Genomic DNA, 19,897 nt, shown 5'->3' on the forward strand with positions numbered 1-19,897 from the left:
ATGGCCGACGATCCCTTTGTCATCGGCGGTGCGTCCTTCACGTCCCGTCTGATCATGGGCACGGGCGGGGCGCCCAGCCTGGAAGTGCTGGAGCGGGCGCTTGTGGCGTCCGGGACGGAGCTGACGACGGTCGCGATGCGACGGGTGAACCCGTCGGTGCACGGGTCGGTGCTGTCGGTGCTGGAGAAGCTCGGGATCCGGGTGCTGCCGAACACCGCGGGGTGCTTCACCGCGGGTGAGGCGGTGCTGACGGCCCGCCTCGCGCGTGAGGCGCTCGGCACCGAGCTGATCAAGCTGGAGGTCATCGCCGACGAGCGGACGCTGCTGCCGGATCCGATCGAGTTGCTGGACGCCGCCGAGACGCTGGTGGACGACGGTTTCACCGTGCTGCCGTACACCAATGACGACCCTGTGCTGGCGCGGAAGCTGGAGGACGTCGGCTGTGCGGCGATCATGCCGCTCGGCTCCCCGATCGGGTCGGGGCTCGGCATCCGCAATCCGCACAACTTCCAGCTGATCGTGGAGCACGCGCGCGTGCCGGTGATTCTGGACGCGGGTGCCGGTACGGCGTCGGACGCGGCGCTCGCGATGGAGCTGGGGTGCGCGGGCGTGATGCTCGCCTCGGCGGTGACGCGGGCGCAGGAGCCGGTGCTGATGGCCGACGCGATGCGGCACGCGGTGGAGGCGGGGCGGCTGGCCCGGCTGGCGGGACGGATTCCGCGACGGCACTTCGCGGAGGCGTCGTCGCCGGTCGAGGGCATCGCACGGCTGGACCCGGAACGTCCCGCGTTCTGAACGCACGTTCGACAAAGCTCTTCGATCAATGAGTCGTCCGTCACAGGTCGGCTCCAGTACCGCCCCGATCCCGGCGGGACCGGACGGTGTGTCGGTGTCGGCTCGTACACTCACCTGCGTGGATACGACCCTTCAGGACCCTCTGGTCGGGCAGGTGCTCGACGGCCGGTATCGCGTGGACGCGCGGATCGCGGTCGGCGGGATGGCCACGGTCTACCGGGCCCTGGACACCCGCCTCGACCGCGTGCTCGCGCTCAAGGTGATGCACCCGGCGCTGGCGGTGGACGGGGCCTTCGTCGACCGGTTCATCCGGGAGGCGAAGTCCGTCGCCCGGCTGGCGCACCCGAACGTGGTGCAGGTCTTCGACCAGGGCACCGACGGGTCGTACGTCTATCTCGCCATGGAGTACGTCGCGGGCTGCACCCTGCGCGACGTACTGCGCGACCGCGGGGCGCTGCAGCCGCGGGCCGCCCTGGACATCCTGGAGCCGGTGCTCGCCGCGCTCGGTGCCGCGCACCGGGCCGGGTTCGTGCACCGCGACATGAAGCCGGAGAACGTCCTCATAGGGGACGACGGCCGGGTCAAGGTCGCCGACTTCGGGCTCGTGCGGTCTGTGGACACCGTGACCAGCACCACCGGCGCGGTGCTCGGCACCGTCTCGTATCTCGCGCCGGAGCAGATAGAGCAGCCCGGCGCGGCTGACGCCCGTGTCGACGTGTACGCGTGCGGTGTCGTCCTGTACGAGATGCTCACGGGCGACAAGCCGCACGACGGGGACTCCCCCGCGGTGGTGCTCTACAAGCACCTTCACGAGGACGTCCCGCCGCCCTCGGCCGCCGTGCCGGGGCTGGCGTACGAGCTCGACGAGCTGGTCGCGTCGGCCACCGCCCGTAACCCGGACATCCGCCCGTACGACGCCGTGGCACTGCTCGCGCAGGTCCGGGACACGCGCGCCGCGCTGAGCACGGACCAGCTGGACGCGGTGCCGCCACAGGCGCTGTCGGCGGAGCACAGCAACGCCGACGACCGTACGAGCGTGATCCCCCGCGCGCTGAACATCCAGCGACCGCTGCCCGTGAACGAGGACGAGCGGGAGCGAGAGGCCGTCTTCAACAGAACCAGCCGACTGGAGTCGCCGCCTCCGCCGCCCCGGCGCCGGTCGCGCACCTCGCGTGCGCCGCGCGGTCCGCTCGTCGTCGTCGCCGTGCTGCTGGCGCTCGGCCTGGGCGTCGGCATCTGGTACATCAACTCCGGCCAGTTCACCCAGGTCCCGCCGCTGCTGTCCAAGACCGAGGCGCAGGCCCGGGACCGGCTGGAGGAGGCCGGGCTCGACGTCGGCAAGGTGGAGCGGTCCTACAGCGACACCGTCAAGCGCGGCAGCGTCATCAGCACGGACCCGGTGACCGGCGCCCGCATACGGCACAACGACTCCGTGTCGCTGGTCATCTCGGCGGGACCGGAGACCGTGAAGGTGCCCGACCTCCAGGGCTACCCGCTGGCCAAGGCGAGGAGCGAGCTGAAGGAGAGCGGTCTCCAACCGGGCATGGTGACCCGGGAGTTCAGCGACGACGTCACCCGTGGCTCGGTGATCTCCTCGGACCCCGGCGACGGCACCAAGGTCCACTCCGGCTCCGCGGTCACGCTGACCGTGAGCAAGGGCAGCCCGGTGGACGTCCCGGACGTCACCGGCGACGACCCGGCCGACGCCAGGGCCGAGCTGGAGGAGGCCGGCCTGAAGGTGAAGGTCGCCGCCGCGCGGGTCAACTCCGAGTTCGACGCGGGCCAGGTCGCCCAGCAGTCGCCGACGGAGGGCAGGCAGGCCGCCGAGGGCGACACCGTGACGCTCACGCTGTCCAAGGGCCCCGAGATGATCGAGGTCCCGGACGTGGTCGGCGACAGCGTCGACGACGCCAGGGCCGAGCTGGAGGCCGCCGGCTTCGAGGTCGAGGAGGACCGCGGTCTGCTCGGCCTGTTCGGCGACACGGTCAAGAAGCAGTCCGTGAAGGGCGGGAAGCCGGCGCCGAAGGGGTCGACGATCACGATCACCATCCGGTGACGTGGGCCGGCTCCGGCCGGTGATCGGGCGGGCCGGACCGCATGACACCCTGATCGGGTGAGAAGTCAGCAGTCCGGCACCGCCCTGACGGGCCCCTCCCGCAACCCCGTCGGCGGCCATGTCCCCGTGGCCGGCGGCCTCAGCTTCGTCGGGCTCACCTACGCCCACGACCTCAAGGCCGAGACCGTCCAGGTCTTCGTCGCCAATCCGCGCGGCTGGGCCACGCCCGCCGGGAATCCCCGGCAGGACGAGGAGTTCCGCGCGGTGTGCGAGGCCGAGTCGATCCCGGCTTATGTGCACGCGCCGTACCTGATCAACTTCGGCTCGCACACCGCGGCGACCGTCGAGAAGTCGGTGGAGTCACTGCGTCACTCGCTGCGACGAGGGCGGGAGATCGGCGCGCTCGGCGTGGTCGTGCACACGGGCAGCGCGACCGGCGGCCGGGAACGGTCGGTGGCCCTGAAGCAGGTACGGGAGCAGATGCTGCCGCTGCTGGACGAGCTGACCCATGACGACGACCCGTTCCTGCTCCTTGAGTCGACGGCGGGCCAGGGTTTCTCGCTGTGCTCGCGCACCTGGGACTTCGGGCCGTACTTCGAGGCGCTGGACGCCCATCCGAAGCTGGGCGTGTGCCTGGACACCTGCCACATCTTCGCCGCCGGGCACGACCTGACCGGCCCGTCCGGTATGCACCAGACGCTGGACCTGCTGGTGGACACCGTCGGCGAGGGCCGGCTGAAGCTGATCCACGCCAATGACTCCAAGGACGTCGTCGGCGCCCACAAGGACCGGCACGAGAACATCGGCGCGGGCCACATCGGCGAGGACCCGTTCCGGGCGCTGATGACCCACCCGGCCACCGAGGGCGTACCGCTGATCATCGAGACACCCGGCGGGAAGGAAGGGCACGCGGCGGACGTGGAGCGGCTGAAGAAGCTTCGCGACGCATAGCCCGCGCCGTTATGCGCGAGGAGTGAGGAGTGAGGAATGAGGAATACCCCAGGGGGGTATACGGTTTCTTGCTCGGTGCGGGAACCGTGACCTGACATTGGGGGCACTCATGCAGCACGAAGCACATACGGCACACGGTCACCATCACGAGGCGGCCGCCACCAGCAGCTGGGCGATGGCCGCCCAGGCCACACTGCACTGCCTGACCGGCTGCGCCATCGGCGAGGTGCTGGGCATGGTGATCGGCACCGCGTTCGGCTGGGGCACCCTGGCGACCCTGATCCTGGCGATCGTCCTGGCGTTCTTCTTCGGCTACGCGCTCACCCTGCGCGGAGTCCTGAAGGCGGGCGTCGACCTGCGCGCCGCGCTCAGGGTGGCGCTGGCGGCGGACACCCTGTCCATCGCGGTGATGGAGCTGGTCGACAACGGTGTGATCGTGCTGTGGCCGGGCGCCATGGACGCCGGGCTCACCGACCCGCTGTTCTGGTGGGTGCTGGCCATCGCGCTGGCCGTCGCCTTCGTCCTGACCACGCCGGTCAACAAGTGGATGATCGGCCGCGGCAAGGGACATGCGGTGGTGCACCAGTACCACTGACGACCGCGCGGGGAGCAGGAGTCAGAGCTCGGGGCCGTCCCCGGGCTCCTCCTGGTACGAGTACCGCTGTTCCTTCCAGGGATCGCCGATGTTGTGATAGCCGCGCTCCTCCCAGAAGCCGCGGCGGTCGGCGGTCATGTACTCCACGCCGCGGACCCACTTGGGTCCCTTCCAGGCGTACAGATGGGGGACGACCAGACGGAGGGGGAAGCCGTGCTCGGCCGTCAGCAGTTCGCCGTCCTTGTGGGTGGCGAAGATCGCGCGCTCGGAGGCGAAGTCCTCCAGGCGGAGGTTGGAGCTGAAGCCGTACTCCGCCCAGACCATCACATGGGTGACGGCCGGCGCGGGCGGGGCGATCTCCAGGATCGTACGGGCCGGGATGCCGCCCCACTCCGCGCCGAGCATGCTGAACTTCGTGACGCAGTGCAGATCGGCGACGACGGTGGTGTACGGCAGGGCCGCGAACTCCTCGTGGGTCCAGCAGTGCTTCTCACCGTCGGCGGTGGCCCCGAACACCCTGAACTCCCAGCGTTCGGGACGGAACTTCGGAACCGGTCCGTAGTGCGTCACCGGCCAGCCGCGCTGCACCCGCTGCCCCGGCGGAAGCTCGGAGTGTGCTGCTGCTCCAGTTTCGCGCTCCACCGGGTGACCCATGACTCCATCCTGACAGACCCGAAGCAGTGCGCCTGACCTCACCTTCCGCAATTCATTGCAAACTGGACTAAGCATGCACTTACTTACTAAGTGAAGACTTACTGGACGATCTTCGTTGCCGGTGCAATCATGCGGCGCAACCTGGCAGTTCCCCCGCTTGGAAGGAGCCCGAAGCGATGCAGGGCGACCCCGAGGTCCTCGAATTCCTGAATGAGCAGCTCACCGGTGAGCTCACCGCGATCAACCAGTACTGGCTGCACTACCGGATCCAGGACAACAAAGGCTGGACGAAGCTCGCCAAGTACACGCGTGAAGAGTCCATCGACGAGATGAAGCACGCGGACAAGCTCACCGAGCGCATCCTCATGCTGGACGGCCTGCCCAACTACCAGCGGCTGTTCCATGTGCGGGTCGGCCAGACGGTCACGGAGATGTTCCAGGCCGACCGGCAGGTCGAGGTCGAGGCGATCGACCGCCTCAAGCGCGGCATCGAGGTCATGCGGACCAAGGGCGACATCACCTCGGCGAACATCTTCGAGTCGATCCTCGAGGACGAGGAGCACCACATCGACTACCTGGACACCCAGCTGGAACTCATCGACAAGCTCGGCGAGGCGCTCTACCTCGCGCAGCAGATCGAGCAGCCGAGCTAGGCAGCGTCCGCCAGATCGGTCCGCATCGGCTTGCCCTGGTCGGCCGGCTCGCGGCGAGGGCATGCGTCCCTGCCCAGGAGTGCCTGGATGCGGCGTACACACGACCCGCAGTCCGTGCCCGCCTTGCAGGCCGAAGCTATCTGGCGAGGAGTGCAGGCGCCGCCCTCCGCGTGCTTCTTCACCTGCTGCTCGGTGATGCCGAAGCAACTGCAGACGTACACGCGGTTCACCTCCCGGCGGGATCGATGTGCCATCCCCTTGATCGGTGAGGCAAACCTAACCTTACCCGGCTCGCAGCAACGGTAAAAGTGCTGTGGGGCGTGGATCGAATGTGATCCGCGCCCCACTCCACGCCCCACTCATGCCCCTGTAACAGGCAACCCCGTCACTGGTCCCTGTACATCTCCGCGACAAGGAATGCCAGGTCGAGGGACTGGCTGCGGTTGAGCCGCGGGTCGCAGGCCGTCTCGTAGCGCTGGTGCAGATCGTCGACGAAGATCTCGTCGCCGCCGCCCACGCACTCGGTGACATCGTCACCGGTGAGCTCGACGTGGATGCCGCCCGGGTGGGTGCCGAGGCCCTTGTGGACCTCGAAGAAGCCCTTGACCTCGTCGAGCACGTCGTCGAAACGGCGGGTCTTGTGACCGGAGGCCGCCTCGAAGGTGTTGCCGTGCATCGGGTCGGTCACCCAGGCCACCGTGGCGCCGGAGGCCGTGACCTTCTCGACCAGCTCGGGAAGCCGGTCGCGGATCTTGTCGGCGCCCATGCGGACGATGAAGGTCAGCCGGCCCGGCTCGCGCTCGGGGTCGAGGCGGTCGATGTACTGCAGCGCCTCCTCGGCCGTCGTCGTCGGGCCGAGCTTGATGCCGATCGGGTTGCGGATCCGCGAGGCGAACTCGATGTGCGCGTGGTCCAGCTGCCGGGTGCGCTCACCGATCCACACCATGTGCGCCGAGACGTCGTACAGCTGCCCGGTGCGGGAGTCGACCCTGGTCAGCGCGGACTCGTAGTCGAGCAGCAGCGCCTCGTGCGAGGAGTAGAACTCGACCGTCTTGAACTCCTCCGGGTCGGCCCCGCAGGCGTGCATGAAGTTCAGCGCCTGGTCGATCTCGCGGGCCAGCTGCTCGTAGCGCTGACCGGACGGGGACGACTTCACGAAGTCCTGGTTCCAGGCGTGCACCTGGCGCAGATCGGCGTAGCCGCCGGTGGTGAAGGCGCGCACCAGGTTGAGCGTGGAGGCGGAGGCGTTGTACATCCGCTTCAGGCGCTCGGGGTCCGGGACGCGGGCGACCTCGTTGAAGTCGAAGCCGTTGACCGAGTCGCCGCGGTACGTCGGCAGGGTCACGCCGTCGCGGGTCTCGGTGCCCTTGGAGCGCGGCTTGGAGTACTGGCCGGCGATGCGGCCGACCTTCACGACCGGCACCGAGGCGGCGTACGTCAGCACGGCGCCCATCTGGAGCAGGGTCTTGAGCTTGTTGCGGATGTGGTCGGCGGACACCGCGTCGAATGCCTCGGCGCAGTCGCCGCCCTGGAGGAGGAACGCCTCTCCCTTGGCGACGGCCGCCATCCGGGCGCGCAGCTGGTCGCACTCGCCCGCGAAGACGAGCGGCGGATACGACTCGAGGTCCGCAACGACTGCGCGCAGAGCCTCGGTGTCGGGGTACTCGGGCTGCTGCGCCGCGGGCAGGTGTCGCCAGGTGTTGCCAGCACTCGCGCTGGTCTTAGCGTTCACGGTCACGACCTCAACATTACGGGGTCGTGTCGGGCGTCCTGCCCCATGCCCAGCAATTGAGACACGAGGTACACGACTCGGACATGCGGTAGGGTGCCTCGCATGTTCGCGCACTCGACCCAGAACTGGTGGTGGACCGCTGATCCGGCGGCCCACTGACTGCGCGTACGACACACTTCGCGAAGGCCGCCCGAGGGGCGGCCTTCGGCGTTTCCCGGGGTCCGTTCCTCACCGACATCGACGGAAGAGGAACCATGGACCTGGCACAGCTCCTGCACGACCGCCGCCCTTTCGCGCTGCTGCGCCGCCGTACCCCGGGCCACGACCACGACCTGATCGAGGTCCTGGTCGGCCCGGTCGCCACGTACGACCGCCTCGCCGACCTCCCCGACGAGGGCCTGGCGCTCGTCCCCTTCCGCCAGATCCGCGAGCGCGGCTTCGACGTCCGCGACGACGGCACGCCCCTGACGGTGCTGACCCCCGAGGAGTCGTACAACATCCCGCTGGCCGAGGCCCTGGAGCAGCTCCCGGCCCACGACGTGCGCGTCGAGGGGGGTGGCTTCGACGTCGGCGACGAGGAGTACGCGGAGATCGTCGGGCGGGTGCTGCGGGACGAGATCGGGCGGGGCGAGGGCGCGAACTTCGTGATCCGGCGGACGTACGAGGGTGAGATCGCCGGGTTCGGACGCGCCGACGCGCTGGCACTGTTCCGGCGGCTGCTGGAGGGTGAGCGAGGGGCGTACTGGACGTTCGTCGTGCACACCGGCGAGCGCACGTTGGTCGGGGCGAGCCCCGAGGTGCACGTCCGGATGTCCGGCGGCACCGTCGTCATGAACCCGATCAGCGGGACGTACCGTTACCCCGCCGAGGGCCCGACGCCCGAGCATCTGCTCGGCTTCCTCGCCGACGGCAAGGAGATCGAGGAGCTGTCGATGGTCGTCGACGAGGAGCTCAAGATGATGTGCACCGTCGGCGACATGGGCGGGGTCGTCGTCGGGCCGCGGCTGAAGGAGATGGCGCACCTCGCGCACACCGAGTACGAGCTGCGTGGGAAGTCCTCGCTGGATGTGCGGGAGGTCCTGAAGGAGACGATGTTCGCGGCCACCGTCACCGGCTCGCCGGTGCAGAACGCCTGCCGGGTGATCGAGCGGTACGAGGCCCGCGGGCGCGGCTACTACGCCGGTGCGCTGGCTCTCATCGGCCGGGACTCCGGAGGTGCCCAGACCCTCGACTCCCCCATCCTCATCCGCACCGCCGACATCGACGCCGGCGGCGGGCTGCGGGTGCCGGTCGGCGCCACGCTGGTGCGCGGCTCGGACCCCGGTAGCGAGGTCGCGGAGACGCACGCCAAGGCGGCGGGGGTACTGGCGGCCCTGGGCGTACGACCGTCCCGGCCCCGTGCGGACCATGCGCGCGCATGTCTCGCCGACGACCCACGCGTGCGTGCCGCGCTCGACGGGCGCCGGGCCTCGCTGGCCCCCTTCTGGCTGCGGATGCAGGAGCGGTCCGCGGAGCTGGGCGGACATGCCCTGGTCGTCGACGGTGAGGACACCTTCACGGCGATGCTGGCCCATGTGCTTCGGTCGACCGGCCTGGAGGTGACCGTCCGGCGCTACGACGAGCCCGGGCTGCGGGAGGCCGTGCTCGCGCACGCGGGGCCGGTGGTGCTGGGCCCCGGGCCGGGTGACCCCCGCGACCTGACCGACCCGAAGATGCGCCTGCTGCGCGACCTCACCGCCGAGGTCCTTCGTGACCACCCGCACGGCGTCCTCGGCGTCTGCCTCGGCCATGAGCTGATCGCGGCCGAGCTGGGGCTGGACATCGTGCGCAAGGAAGTGCCGTACCAGGGCGCGCAGACCACGATCGACCTGTTCGGGCGGCCGGAGACGGTCGGCTTCTACAACAGCTTCGTGGCGCGCTGCGACGACGACGCACGGCAGGAGCTCGCCGCGCACGGTGTCGAGGTCAGCCGGGCGGACAACGGGGAGGTGCATGCCGTGCACGGGCTGGGCTTCGCCGGTGTGCAGTTCCACCCGGAGTCGGTTCTGACGCTGAACGGCGCCGCCGTCGTACGCGATCTCATGGGTCAGTTGCGCGGGACCAGCACGTTCTCGGAGCGGCGGCCCGCGGTGTAGTCGAGGACGTTTCGCAGCGTGGTCTCGACGATCTGGCCGACGGCGTCCTCGGTGTAGTACGCCTGGTGCGAGGTGACCAGGACGTTCGGGAAGGTGACGAGACGGGCCAGGGTGTCGTCCTCGATCGCCTGGAGGGACTTGTCGAGGAAGAAGAGCCCGGCCTCCGCCTCGTACACATCGAGGCCGACGCCCGTGAAGCGGCCCTCGCGCAGCTCGGCGACGAGGGCCGCGGTGTCGATGAGGCCGCCCCGGCTGGAGTTGACCAGGATCGCGTCGTCCTTCATCGCCTTCAGGGCGTCCGCGTCGATCAGCCGGCTGGTCTCCGGCATCAGCGGAACGTGCAGGCTGACCAGGTCGGACTCGGCGAGCAGGCGGTCCTTGGGGACGTACTGCATGCCGAGTTGCATACAGGCGGGGTTCTCGGCGATGTCCCAGCCGAGCAGCTTCATGCCGAAGCCATGGGCGATGCGGGCGAAGGCCTCGCCTATCTTTCCGGTGCCGAGGACCCCGGCGGTGCGGCCGTGCATGTCGCGGCCCATCAGGCCGTCGAGACGGAAGTCGAAGTCACGCGTGCGCGTGGAGGCGCGCACGACACGGCGGTTGACCGCCATGGCGAGCGTCCAGGCGAACTCGGCCACGGAGTACGGCGAGTAGTACGAGACCCGGGCGACGGTCATGGCGAGGCGCTCGGCGACCTTGAGGTCGATGTTGTTGAAACCCGTGGAGCGCTGGGCGACCATCCTGGTGCCGCCGGCCGCCAGGGTCCCCAGGACGCGTTCGCCGAGGTCGCAGTTGACGCTGGTGCAGACGATCTCGTGGCCCATGGCGATGGGTGCGGTGTCCTCGTTGAGGAAGACGTCCAGGCAGCGGACCTCGTGGTGGCCCTGGAAGGCCCGCTCGATCAGCGGCCTCTCGTCCGCCTGCACGCCGAAGGCGAGAATCTCCAAGGCTGCTCCCGTTTCATAGGGGCTATGGGCCGAATATACGGCCCACAGCCCCGTGTCGCCGGGCGGAAAGCAGCCGCCGTGAAGGCTCCGGGTTCAGCCGAAGAAGACCCCGACCTCCTCGTACAGCTTCGGGTCCACCGTCTTCAGTTTGGCCGTGGCCTCCGCGATCGGGACGCGGACGATGTCCGTGCCGCGCAGGGCGACCATCTTGCCGAAGTCGCCGTCACGGACCGCCTCGATGGCGTGCAGCCCGAAACGGGTGGCGAGGAAGCGGTCGAAGGCGCTGGGGGTGCCACCGCGCTGGATGTGCCCGAGGACCGTCGTACGGGCTTCCTTGCCCGTGCGCTTCTCGATCTCCTTGGCCAGCCATTCGCCGACCCCGGACAGCCGGACATGTCCGAAGGAGTCCAGTGACTGGTCCTTGAGGACCATGTCGCCGTCCTTGGGCATCGCGCCTTCGGCGACGACCACGATCGGGGCGTACGACGCCTTGAAGCGCGAGGTGATCCAGGCGCAGACCTTGTCGACGTCGAAGCGCTGCTCGGGGATGAGGATGACGTTGGCGCCGCCGGCCAGCCCGGAGTGGATGGCGATCCAGCCGGCGTGCCGGCCCATCACCTCGCAGACCAGGACCCGCATATGGGACTCGGCGGTGGTGTGCAGCCGGTCGATGGCCTCCGTCGCGATGCCGACGGCGGTGTCGAAGCCGAAGGTGTAGTCGGTGGCGGACAGGTCGTTGTCGATCGTCTTCGGCACGCCGACACAGGGCACGCCGTACTCGTCGGACAGTCGGGCGGCGACGCCGAGGGTGTCCTCGCCGCCGATGGCGATGAGCGCCTGGACCTCCTGCTTGGCGAGGTTGTCCTTGATGCGCCGGATGCCGTCCTCCTGCTTGAGGGGGTTGGTGCGCGAGGAGCCGAGGATGGTGCCGCCACGGGGCAGGATGCCGCGCACGGCGGGGATGTCGAGACGGACGGTGTCGTTCTCGAGCGGACCTCGCCAGCCGTCCCGGAAGCCGACGAAGTCATAGCCGTACTCCTGAACGCCCTTGCGGACGACGGCCCGGATGACGGCGTTGAGACCGGGGCAGTCGCCGCCTCCGGTCAGTACTCCGACCCGCATGGAAATGTCCCTTCGCCGCGGTTGCCTGGTGAGGCCACGCTAATGGTGAGCCACGTCACAGCGGGATGGGTCGGACCGGCAATTCCGGTGAACCGCCGGGTGTTCGGGTTTACGCGCCGTCAAGCGGACGGCGGTGGATCACTCGTCGTCGAGCCCGCGCTCGATCGCGTACCGCACCAACTCCACGCGGTTGTGCAGCTGGAGCTTGCCGAGGGTGTTCTGTACGTGGTTCTGGACCGTGCGGTGGGAGATGACCAGGCGTTCGGCGATCTGCTTGTAGCTCAGGCCCTTGGCGACGAGCCGCAGCACCTCGGTCTCGCGGTCGGTGAGCTGCGGGGCGCCCGGCTGGTCGGTGCCGTGGGCGGCGGGCGCCGGGTCGGAGGCGAGGCGGCGGTACTCGCCGAGGACCAGACCGGCCAGGCCCGGCGTGAACACCGGGTCGCCGACGGCGGTACGGCGCACCGCGTCCAGCAGTTCCTCCGTGGACGCCGACTTCAGCAGATAGCCGGTCGCGCCGGACTTCACGGCCTCCAGGACGTCGGCGTGCTCGCCGCTCGCGGACAGGACGAGGACGCGCAGGGCCGGGTTGTGGCCGACGAGTTCCTTGCAGACCTGGACGCCGGGCTTGGCGGGCAGGTTGAGGTCGAGCACCAGGACGTCGGGGGCGGCGGCCTTGGCGCGGCGTACGGCCTGGTCGCCGTCGCCCGCGGTGGCGACCACCTCGAAGCCGGACTCGGCGAGGTCACGGGCGACCGCGTCGCGCCACATGGGGTGGTCGTCGACCACCATGACCCTGATCAGACCCTGCTGTCCGTTGGCGGTGTCCGTCATCGCTGCTCGGCCTTCCCCCGTGAAGCGCTGCTGTCCTTCGGTGCTTTCAGTTCCACTTCGGTGCCCTGCCCCGGTACCGAGATCAGCTCGGCGCTGCCGCCGAGGTCCCGCAGCCGTCCCCGGATCGACAGGGCGACGCCGAGCCGTCCCTCGCCCTCGGCCTGCGCGAGCCGGCCCTCGGGGATGCCGGGCCCGTCGTCCCGTACGGTGACGATCACCCCGTCGGGCTCGTCCTCGACGAGGATCCACGCGCGGGCGTCCTCCCCCGCGTGCCTGCGCACGTTGTCCAGCGCGGCCCCCACGGCGGCGGCCAGCTCCCGCGCGGCGACCGGGGCCAGCGGGACCGGCGCACCCGGCTCGGCGAGGCTGACCTTCGCGCCGACGAAGGGGGCGAGCAGCGCCCGCAGATCGACGGGACCACCGGCGTCGTCGGGCTCCTCCACGGCGCGTACGACGGCTCCTTCGGCGGCGTCCTCCGACACCCGCGAGACGGGTACCAGTCCGCCCGAGACCAGCGTGCGCAGCGCCACCTCCTGATCGCCGGCCATCCGGCCGAGCTCGGCCGCCTCGCCGCCGATGACGGCGCCGCGCCGCTGCACCATCGCCAGCACCTGCAGGACGCTGTCGTGGATGTCCCGGGCGAGGCGCTCGCGTTCGCGGGTCGCCGCCTCGATCTCCAGGGCGCGGGCGAGGGTGCGCTCGGAGGCGCGGGCGACCTCGACGACGTAGCCGATGGCGATGGAGGCGATCCAGACCAGCAGCACCATGTGGACGGTGTCGCGGGTCGGTACGCCGGAGCGGTGGATCAGGTTGGCGGCGGCGACCAGCGTGGAGGCGAAGGCCGCCCAGCGCCAGCCGCCCTTGATGGCGAACGCCAGCACGGCGCCCGCCGTCCATATCGACGGCAGGGTCGGGGCCCCGGCGTCGATCCGCGCGGGTGTCTCGGCGAGCCGGGTGAGCAGGATGCCGACCAGGGCGATGGTGAGGTCCGCGACCAGGAAGCGCTTGGTGCAGCTCGCGGCGTTCGCGACCCTCGGCAGGGTGGCCAGCGTCCAGACGGCCAGTACGGCGAAGTAGGGGATGGCCACCCAGGGGTGGGCGATCTCGTCGTAGGCGCTGGTGAAGAGCCCGATGGCGTACACCATGGTCAGTACCCGGTAACCGGCGAGCGCTCGCCACAGCGGCTGCTCGACGGACATGCGCATGACCCGCTCACGCTCGGCCACGCCCCCACCCCCCTTGTTGTCGGATCGCCCCGGCCAAGACTGCCCTGTCCCGGCCCGGACCGCTCCGCCTCGCCCGCCTGCTTCTGCCGCCGGGCCCGCTACTTCTCCTGCTGAGCCTTCTTCGCCTGTTCCTTCTCCGCCTTCGCCGCGTCCGCGATCTGACGCTTGGCGGCGGTCGCGTAGATGTCGACGTACTCCTGGCCGGAGAGCTTCATGATCTCGTACATGACCTCGTCGGTCACCGCGCGGAGCACGAAGCGGTCGTGCTCCATGCCCTGGTACCGGCTGAAGTCCAGGGGCTTGCCGATCCGGATGCCCGGGCGCATCAGCTTGGGCATGACCTTCCCCGGCGGCTGGATCTTCTCCGTGTCGATCATGGCGACCGGAAGGACCGGCGCTCCGGTGGCGAGCGCCACGCGCGCGAGGCCGCCGGGCTTGCCCCGGTAGAGCCGGCCGTCGGGCGAGCGGGTGCCCTCGGGATAGATGCCGAACAGCTCGCCGCGCTCCAGGACCCCGATGCCGCTCTTGACGGCGGCCTCACCCGCGCCGCGCGCTCCGGAGCGGTCCACGGGCAGCTGGCCGACGCCCTTGAAGAAGGCGGCCGTCAATCTGCCCTTGACGCCAGGGGTGGTGAAGTACTCGGCCTTCGCGATGAAGGTCACCTTGCGGTCGAGGACCGCGGGCAGGAAGAACGAGTCGGAGAACGAGAGGTGGTTGCTCGCCAGGATCGCGGGGCCCTCGGCGGGGACGTTCTCCAGGCCTTCCACCCAGGGCCTGAAGGCGACCTTCAGCGGTCCCCCGATGGTCACCTTCATCGCGCCGTACAACAACCGAGTGCCTCCTGTTTGTGTCGCTCAGACCTTAACCCGGAGCGCTGTCAATGAGCCCGACGGCCCTGGTCGGTGTCAGTGCGGTCGCGTACGGTGAAGCACACCTGCTGTTTCGGTGTGCGGCTCCGCCGCGTGGGTTCATGTCGTCGCACCCGTCCATGTCGTCCCTCTCACGAACGGGAGACCGTAAGGTGCCGGTCCTTCCTGGAGCCGAGCCGTACCGCCACGAGGGCGGGGAGGTCGGGGTCCTCCTGTGCCACGGCTTCACCGGTTCCCCGCAGTCGCTGCGCCCCTGGGCGGAGTATCTCGCCGAGCGCGGGCTCACCGTCTCGCTGCCGCTGCTGCCGGGACACGGCACGCGCTGGGAGGACATGCGGCTCACCGGCTGGCAGGACTGGTACGCCGAGGTGGACCGCGAGCTGCGCAACCTGCGCGACCGCTGCGAGCGGGTCCTCGTGGCCGGCCTGGCCATGGGCGGCGCCCTGGCCCTGCGGCTCGCCGCGAAGCACGGCGAGGATGTGGCAGGCGTCCTGGTCGTCAACCCGGCGAACAAGGTGCACGGACTGTCCGCGTACGCCCTTCCGGTCACCCGCCACTTCGTCCGTACGGCGTCCGGGAGCGTCGGCGACATCGCCAAGGAGGGCGGCGTCGAGATCGGGTACGACCGGGTGCCGCTGCACGCGGCCCACTCCCTGCGGAACTTCTTCCGGCAGCTCGACGGCGAACTGCCGCAGGTCACCCAGCCGCTGCTGCTTCTGCGCAGCCGGCAGGACCACACCGTGCCGGCGGTGGATTCGGAGCGGATCCTGAGCCGGGTGTCGTCCACGGACGTAACGGAGATCGTGCTGGAACAGAGTTATCACGTGGCGACGTTGGACCATGACGCGGACCGGATCTTCGAGGAGAGCCTCGGATTCATCGGCCGGGTCGCGACCGGCGTCGGCAGAGAAGGGACGACTGCACGTGGCTGAGCACGACTCCGACCGCGAGAGGCGCGAGGACCGCGAGGATCGCGAGCCGGAAGAGCAGCACGTCCCGTTCGACGAGGACGCAGCCTGGGCCGCGATCGTCGCCGGGTACGGCGACGAACCCACGGACCCGCCGGGCGTGAAGCCGTTCAAGTCGGTCGAGGACCTGGCGTTGCTCGAATCCGACGCGAACGACGGGACGACCGGCGGGACGGACCCGGAGCCTGAGGCCGAGAAGAGCGAGCAGGGCGAGAAGGGCGACGAGCCCGGCGAGGGCAAGCCGCCCAAGCCGCTCGGCAGCTCGGTGTCCTTCGCGCCCGGCATCGGTCCCCGCGACTACAGCGCGCCCGAGCCGTCCGAGGACGACTTCGACGCCGAGGACGAGGGCCACTTCGTCCCGCCGGAGCCACCGCCCCTGCCCACCGCCGACGCGACCGCGAAGTTCGCCTGGCTCGCGGTGATCGGCGGGCCGATCCTGCTGCTGCTCGCCGTCGTGCTGGGCTGGGACATGACGTGGTGGCTGGCCACGCTCGGCATCGGCGGCTTCCTGGGCGGGTTCGCCACGCTGGTGATGCGGATGAAGGCGGACGACGAGGACGACGATCCGGGGCGGGGCGCGGTCGTCTGACCTACTGAGCTGCGGGAATTCTGAGGGCGGCCAGGACCGGAAGGTGGTCCGTGGCCGCCCTCAGGTCTGTCTGCGTGATGCCGGGATGCCCGAGCGGGACTCCGCAGCCGAGCACATCGATGCCCTTGGTGGCGAAGATCGCGTCGATGCGCTGGTGGGGGTCGAGCGGGGTCGAGGTGTACTCGCTGCCCCAGGGGGCGGTGGCCCAGCAGTCCTGGAGGCTGTCGGCGAGGCGGCGGAAGGTGCGTCCGGTGGGGCGGTCGTTGAGGTCGCCGCCGGCGATCGCGTGCTCCACGCCCATGCCGGACAGGCGGTCCAGCAGCATGCCGCCCTGTTCGTAGCGCTCGTCCTTCTGCAGGGAGAGATGGCAGGAGAGCACGCCGAGGCGGGCGCCGCCGAAGCGGAGCACCGCCGTGGCGAAGCCGCGCCTGTGGAGTCCGGGGGTGAGCGGGAGGAGTACGTCCTCCGTTCGCTCCACGGTGGCCCTGAGATCGCACAGGATCGCGGGGCCCGCGGCCGTGCCGCCGCCGGTGAGGATGACGAGGTTCGCGGCGCCGGCCAGGCGGGCGAGTTTCTTGCGCCAGCGGAAGAAACGGGGTGCTTCCTGGATCAGGACCAGGTCGGGAGCGCAGGCCGTGATGACACGGGCGAGGGCGTCGGTGTCGTCGCGCATGGAGCGGATGTTGTAGCTCATGACGCGGATGAGGGCTGAACCGTCGGGCTCTGTGCGGGAGTCAGGGAGCAGCGACATGTCGATCAATGTACGCCTACGACCTCGGGGCGCGAGGTTTGTGTGCGACTGCCGGTAGTGGGTGGCTGGTCGCGCCCACGCGGCGAAGCCGCATGGTGACAGAGCCCCGCGCCCCTCAGGTACATGCACGCGCCGTCACTTACATGATCGGGTCCGGCTCCCTCGCCAGGTCCGCCGCGCCCACCAGGCCCGCCTCGTTGCCCAGTTGGGCGGCGATGACGTCGGCCACCGGGCGCCAGTTGCCGCCCACCAGCCAGCGCTTGTAGGACTTGCGGATGGGGTCGAGGACCAGTTCGCCCTCGTCCGAGAGGCCGCCGCCGACGATGAAGGCGGAGGGGTCGAAGAGGGAGGCCAGGTCGGCGAGGCCGGCGCCGGCCCAGCGGGCGAGTTCGCGGTAGGAGTCGACGGCGACCGGGTCGCCCTGGCGGGCGGCCATGGAGATGTGCTTGCCCTCGATGCCCTCGGGGCTGCCGTCGCCCAGGCCGAGCAGGATCTCGGCGTTCTCCGGGGTGGCGTTGGCGCGCTGCTTGGCGTATCTGACCAGGGCGCGGCCGGAGGCGTACTGCTCCCAGCAGCCCTGTGAGCCACAGCCGCACATCAGCCCGTCCGGGACCATCCGGATGTGGCCGAACTCCGCGGCGACGCCGTAGTGCCCGCGGCGCAGCTTGTTGCCGATGATGATGCCGCCGCCGAGGCCGGTACCCAGCGTGATGCAGATGACGTTGCGGTGGCCCTTGCCGGCGCCGAACTTGTACTCGCCCCACGCGGCCGCGTTGGCGTCGTTCTCCACGACGACGGGGAGGCCGACGCGGGCCTCGACCTTCTCCTTGAGCGGCTCGTTGCGCCAGTCGATGTTCGGCGCGAAGTAGACCTCAGAGCGCTGCCGGTTCACATAACCGGCCGCGCCGATGCCCACGCCGACGATCTGGTGCCCGGCGCGCGCTCCCTCGACGGCGGAGGCGATGGCGTCCACGATCCCGTCGGGCGTGCCCGGGGTCGGCACCTTGTGGGTCGAGAGGATGTTGCCTTCCTCGTCGACCACACCGGCCGCGATCTTGGTACCGCCGATGTCGACGCCGATGGTGAGTCCCATGAATCCCTCAGTTTCGGTCGAGCCCCGCTACGGCCAACCGTACCCGAGGCCCTGGGGCCGGGTTCCCGTTGTCCGCCCGGCGGACGGGCTCGGGGAGGGCGTCGTGCCGCGTCAGTCCAAGTCGATGCGCTGACCGGGGCCGGTGCCTTCGCCCGGGTCGCGCTTGTCGTCGTCGAGCTCGTCCAGTTCCTGGGCGTCGTTCGGGCCGCTCGTCCAGCGCCGTTCCTGGTTCTGGACCGCGGAGCGGTAGGCGGCGAGGAGTTCGGTGCCGGCCGCGGCGAGGTGGTCGAAGACGTCCGGGTTGCGGTCGATGACGGGCTCGACGGCGGCCTTGGCCTGCTCCACGACCTGCTTGACCACCTGCTGGGCGGCGGGTCCCGCGACCGCGCCGAGCAGCGGGGACTGGATGGTCGACAGCTTGTCCGCGACCGCGTCGACGAGCTTGCGCAGTTCCTCGGCGGCCGAGCCGGGCGGCGCCCCGTACTGGGTGCGGCGGCGGGCCTTCTCCTCCGCGAGGTCCTCGGCGCACGCCGTCGCCCAGGCGTCGGCGTCGGTCGCCCGTACCTCGTCGACGCCCTCTTGCTGGGTGGCCTCGGACGGGGGGAGCTCTTCGCTCATGACGGACTCCTGACTACGGTTCGTCTCTACGACGTTACCCGAACGGGCGTATCTGCTTCACCGGGTCCGAGGCCACAGGGCCGGATCCGGCGCGAACCGGATCCGCAGCTCGCCGTCGCGCAGCGCGGCCCCGTCCACGGCGCACCGGCGCAGGGCGGACGGCAGGGGCACGATACGACGGAACTGCCCGGCGGTGACGACGAGTTCGTCGCCGCGCCGGATGAGGTCGAGTTCGTCGCGTGCGGCGCCGGGCAGCGGGACGTGCCAGACCAGGACGCCGTCCTCGGCGAGCCGGTCGGTGACGGGCCACTCGACGGTGGACGGCGTGCCGTTGACGGCGGGCACGGCGAGCGCGGCGAGGTCGTCGGCGCCGCGCGGGTCCTGCCCGAGGTGGGCGACGCCCCGGACGTCGTAGCCGTCCGCCCGCCACTCCTCCAGGACCTTGCGCTGCTGGGCCACGGGCCCGGCGAGCCAGCTGCCGGCCGCCGCCTCCGTCTCCGGCAGGACGCGGTTGGCGATCAGCAGCTCGGGGCGCAGACCGCGCAGGGCGAGGGCGAGGCCGGCGGCGCGCACGGCGTCGGCACCGCCCGGTCCGGGTTCGGCGACCAGCCGTACGACGGTGTGGCGGTCGGCGACGACGGCCTCCACGGCGGCGAGCTCGATGTCCCAGCGGGCGGTGGTCTCGTACAGCCACTCCGCGGGCATCGGTACGCCGGCCAGCCGGCCGAGGACGGGCCGCAGCGCACGGGCCGCCTGCCGCTCGGGCGGCAGCAGCCGGCGCAGATAGCGGCGCAGTTCCTCGGGGAGGGAGAGCAGGGCGAGGGCGTGCGGGGTGGCGGGCAGGTCGACGACGAGGAGGTCGTGGGCCTCGGCGAGGGCGGCGTCCCGCAGGGCCCGCAGCAGCGCGAGTTCCTCGGCGCCGGGGAGGGGGGTGACCTCCTCCGGGTCGAGCCGGGAGGCGCCGAGGAGGTCGAGGGCGGAGGTGGCGCGCTCCTGGAAGGCGGCGAGGTCGTCCCGGAATCCGGTGGCCGCGTCGGGGCGCCAGGCGGTGAGGTTCTCGGTGACCCGGGTGGGGGCCGGTCCCGTGCGCACGCCGAGTGCCGTGCCCAGGGTGTCGGTGCGGTCGGCGCTGAGGACGATGGTGCGGGTGCCCTCACGGGCGGCGGCGAGCGCGGTGGCGGCGGCGACGGTGGTACGGCCGCTGCCGCCGGGGCCCGTGATCAGGATGGTGCGCATGGGGGTGAACCGTAACGGACGTCGGAGTTCGGGCCGATTTCGCGTCGCCCGGCGGCATGGCAGGCGGGCCCGACGG

General features: G+C 70.6%; 21 protein-coding genes. 9 read left to right on the plus strand and 12 right to left on the minus strand.

All coding sequences use genetic code 11. The features are described from left to right. The 4 genes from ACZ7NC_RS31700 (at nucleotide 1) to ACZ7NC_RS31715 (ending at nucleotide 4,397) form a co-directional block, all read left to right on the plus strand. The gene (locus ACZ7NC_RS31700) at nucleotides 1-795 is read left to right on the plus strand and encodes a thiazole synthase (RefSeq protein WP_471493022.1); all 795 of its coding nucleotides are present in this window, start codon (nucleotides 1-3) and stop codon (nucleotides 793-795) included. Nucleotides 796-913: 118 nt separating this feature from the next. Then, on the plus strand, nucleotides 914-2,851 hold the full coding sequence (gene pknB / locus ACZ7NC_RS31705; RefSeq protein WP_471493024.1) for a Stk1 family PASTA domain-containing Ser/Thr kinase: 1,938 nt from the start codon (nucleotides 914-916) through the stop codon (nucleotides 2,849-2,851). Nucleotides 2,852-2,908: 57 nt separating this feature from the next. Beyond that, nucleotides 2,909-3,802 (plus strand): deoxyribonuclease IV, encoded by an 894-nt coding sequence (locus ACZ7NC_RS31710; protein WP_471493026.1) that lies wholly within the window; start codon nucleotides 2,909-2,911, stop codon nucleotides 3,800-3,802. A gap of 109 nt (nucleotides 3,803-3,911) precedes the next feature. Further along, the gene (locus ACZ7NC_RS31715) at nucleotides 3,912-4,397 is read left to right on the plus strand and encodes a DUF4396 domain-containing protein (protein WP_471493028.1); all 486 of its coding nucleotides are present in this window, start codon (nucleotides 3,912-3,914) and stop codon (nucleotides 4,395-4,397) included. A gap of 21 nt (nucleotides 4,398-4,418) precedes the next feature. Here the strand turns inward: ACZ7NC_RS31715 and ACZ7NC_RS31720 are convergent, their stop codons facing one another. Further along, nucleotides 4,419-5,051, minus strand: a complete 633-nt coding sequence (locus ACZ7NC_RS31720; RefSeq protein ID WP_471493030.1) for a sulfite oxidase-like oxidoreductase — start codon at nucleotides 5,049-5,051, stop codon at nucleotides 4,419-4,421. Nucleotides 5,052-5,227: 176 nt separating this feature from the next. Between ACZ7NC_RS31720 and bfr the strand changes: the two genes are divergently transcribed. After that, complete coding sequence (bfr, locus tag ACZ7NC_RS31725; protein WP_384769993.1) at nucleotides 5,228-5,704, plus strand: bacterioferritin; 477 nt, start codon at nucleotides 5,228-5,230, stop codon at nucleotides 5,702-5,704. Here the strand turns inward: bfr and ACZ7NC_RS31730 are convergent. Together ACZ7NC_RS31730 and ACZ7NC_RS31735 are read right to left on the minus strand one after the other, a co-directional pair. After that, nucleotides 5,701-5,958 carry a (2Fe-2S)-binding protein gene (locus ACZ7NC_RS31730; protein WP_471493032.1) on the minus strand — a complete coding sequence of 86 codons (258 nt, stop codon included), beginning with the start codon at nucleotides 5,956-5,958 and terminating at the stop codon, nucleotides 5,701-5,703. The two genes, bfr and ACZ7NC_RS31730, sit on opposite strands and share 4 nt — an antisense overlap. A gap of 131 nt (nucleotides 5,959-6,089) precedes the next feature. After that, on the minus strand, nucleotides 6,090-7,442 hold the full coding sequence (locus tag ACZ7NC_RS31735; RefSeq protein WP_471493034.1) for a class II 3-deoxy-7-phosphoheptulonate synthase: 1,353 nt from the start codon (nucleotides 7,440-7,442) through the stop codon (nucleotides 6,090-6,092). Nucleotides 7,443-7,538: 96 nt separating this feature from the next. Between ACZ7NC_RS31735 and ACZ7NC_RS31740 the strand changes: the two genes are divergently transcribed. Further along, the gene (locus tag ACZ7NC_RS31740; protein ID WP_443044093.1) at nucleotides 7,539-7,595 is read left to right on the plus strand and encodes a trp operon leader peptide; all 57 of its coding nucleotides are present in this window, start codon (nucleotides 7,539-7,541) and stop codon (nucleotides 7,593-7,595) included. 95 nt (nucleotides 7,596-7,690) lie between these two features. After that, nucleotides 7,691-9,571: an anthranilate synthase family protein gene (locus ACZ7NC_RS31745; RefSeq protein WP_471493036.1), complete on the plus strand. Its 1,881-nt coding sequence runs from the start codon at nucleotides 7,691-7,693 to the stop codon at nucleotides 9,569-9,571. Here the strand turns inward: ACZ7NC_RS31745 and ACZ7NC_RS31750 are convergent. The 5 genes from ACZ7NC_RS31750 to ACZ7NC_RS31770 all read right to left on the minus strand — a co-directional run bounded on the left by ACZ7NC_RS31750 (nucleotide 9,523) and on the right by ACZ7NC_RS31770 (nucleotide 14,527). After that, complete coding sequence (locus ACZ7NC_RS31750) at nucleotides 9,523-10,518, minus strand: 2-hydroxyacid dehydrogenase (protein ID WP_471493039.1); 996 nt, start codon at nucleotides 10,516-10,518, stop codon at nucleotides 9,523-9,525. The two genes, ACZ7NC_RS31745 and ACZ7NC_RS31750, sit on opposite strands and share 49 nt — an antisense overlap. A 93-nt stretch (nucleotides 10,519-10,611) precedes the next feature. Then, nucleotides 10,612-11,640 carry a 6-phosphofructokinase gene (locus tag ACZ7NC_RS31755; protein WP_471493041.1) on the minus strand — a complete coding sequence of 343 codons (1,029 nt, stop codon included), beginning with the start codon at nucleotides 11,638-11,640 and terminating at the stop codon, nucleotides 10,612-10,614. A 138-nt stretch (nucleotides 11,641-11,778) separates the two neighbouring features. Then, entirely contained in the window at nucleotides 11,779-12,471 is a 693-nt protein-coding gene (locus ACZ7NC_RS31760) for a response regulator (protein ID WP_471493043.1), read from the minus strand. Beyond that, nucleotides 12,468-13,697, minus strand: coding sequence for a MacS family sensor histidine kinase (gene macS, locus ACZ7NC_RS31765; RefSeq protein WP_471493045.1), 1,230 nt, complete (start codon nucleotides 13,695-13,697; stop codon nucleotides 12,468-12,470). Before macS ends, ACZ7NC_RS31760 begins: the two co-directional genes overlap by 4 nt. 98 nt (nucleotides 13,698-13,795) lie before the next feature. Beyond that, complete coding sequence (locus ACZ7NC_RS31770; protein ID WP_471493047.1) at nucleotides 13,796-14,527, minus strand: lysophospholipid acyltransferase family protein; 732 nt, start codon at nucleotides 14,525-14,527, stop codon at nucleotides 13,796-13,798. Nucleotides 14,528-14,718: 191 nt separating this feature from the next. Here ACZ7NC_RS31770 and ACZ7NC_RS31775 point away from each other — a divergent pair, with 191 nt between their 5' ends. Further along, nucleotides 14,719-15,498 (plus strand): alpha/beta hydrolase, encoded by a 780-nt coding sequence (locus ACZ7NC_RS31775; protein WP_471493048.1) that lies wholly within the window; start codon nucleotides 14,719-14,721, stop codon nucleotides 15,496-15,498. Then, nucleotides 15,491-16,123, plus strand: coding sequence for a hypothetical protein (locus ACZ7NC_RS31780; protein ID WP_471493050.1), 633 nt, complete (start codon nucleotides 15,491-15,493; stop codon nucleotides 16,121-16,123). Before ACZ7NC_RS31775 ends, ACZ7NC_RS31780 begins: the two co-directional genes overlap by 8 nt. Before the next feature lies 1 nt (nucleotide 16,124). Here ACZ7NC_RS31780 and ACZ7NC_RS31785 read toward each other — a convergent pair whose 3' ends face one another. The 4 genes from ACZ7NC_RS31785 to ACZ7NC_RS31800 all read right to left on the minus strand — a co-directional run bounded on the left by ACZ7NC_RS31785 (nucleotide 16,125) and on the right by ACZ7NC_RS31800 (nucleotide 19,821). Then, nucleotides 16,125-16,874: an endonuclease/exonuclease/phosphatase family protein gene (locus tag ACZ7NC_RS31785; protein ID WP_471493052.1), complete on the minus strand. Its 750-nt coding sequence runs from the start codon at nucleotides 16,872-16,874 to the stop codon at nucleotides 16,125-16,127. A 139-nt stretch (nucleotides 16,875-17,013) separates the two neighbouring features. After that, on the minus strand, nucleotides 17,014-17,967 hold the full coding sequence (locus ACZ7NC_RS31790) for an ROK family glucokinase (RefSeq protein ID WP_471493054.1): 954 nt from the start codon (nucleotides 17,965-17,967) through the stop codon (nucleotides 17,014-17,016). Between the two features lie 111 nt (nucleotides 17,968-18,078). Beyond that, nucleotides 18,079-18,585, minus strand: a complete 507-nt coding sequence (locus ACZ7NC_RS31795; RefSeq protein WP_471493057.1) for a DUF5304 domain-containing protein — start codon at nucleotides 18,583-18,585, stop codon at nucleotides 18,079-18,081. 57 nt (nucleotides 18,586-18,642) lie between these two features. Next, the gene (locus ACZ7NC_RS31800; RefSeq protein ID WP_471493059.1) at nucleotides 18,643-19,821 is read right to left on the minus strand and encodes an ArsA family ATPase; all 1,179 of its coding nucleotides are present in this window, start codon (nucleotides 19,819-19,821) and stop codon (nucleotides 18,643-18,645) included. Between the last annotated feature and the right edge of the window lie 76 nt (nucleotides 19,822-19,897).

The organism is Streptomyces sp. NPDC111802 (assembly GCF_055634335.1).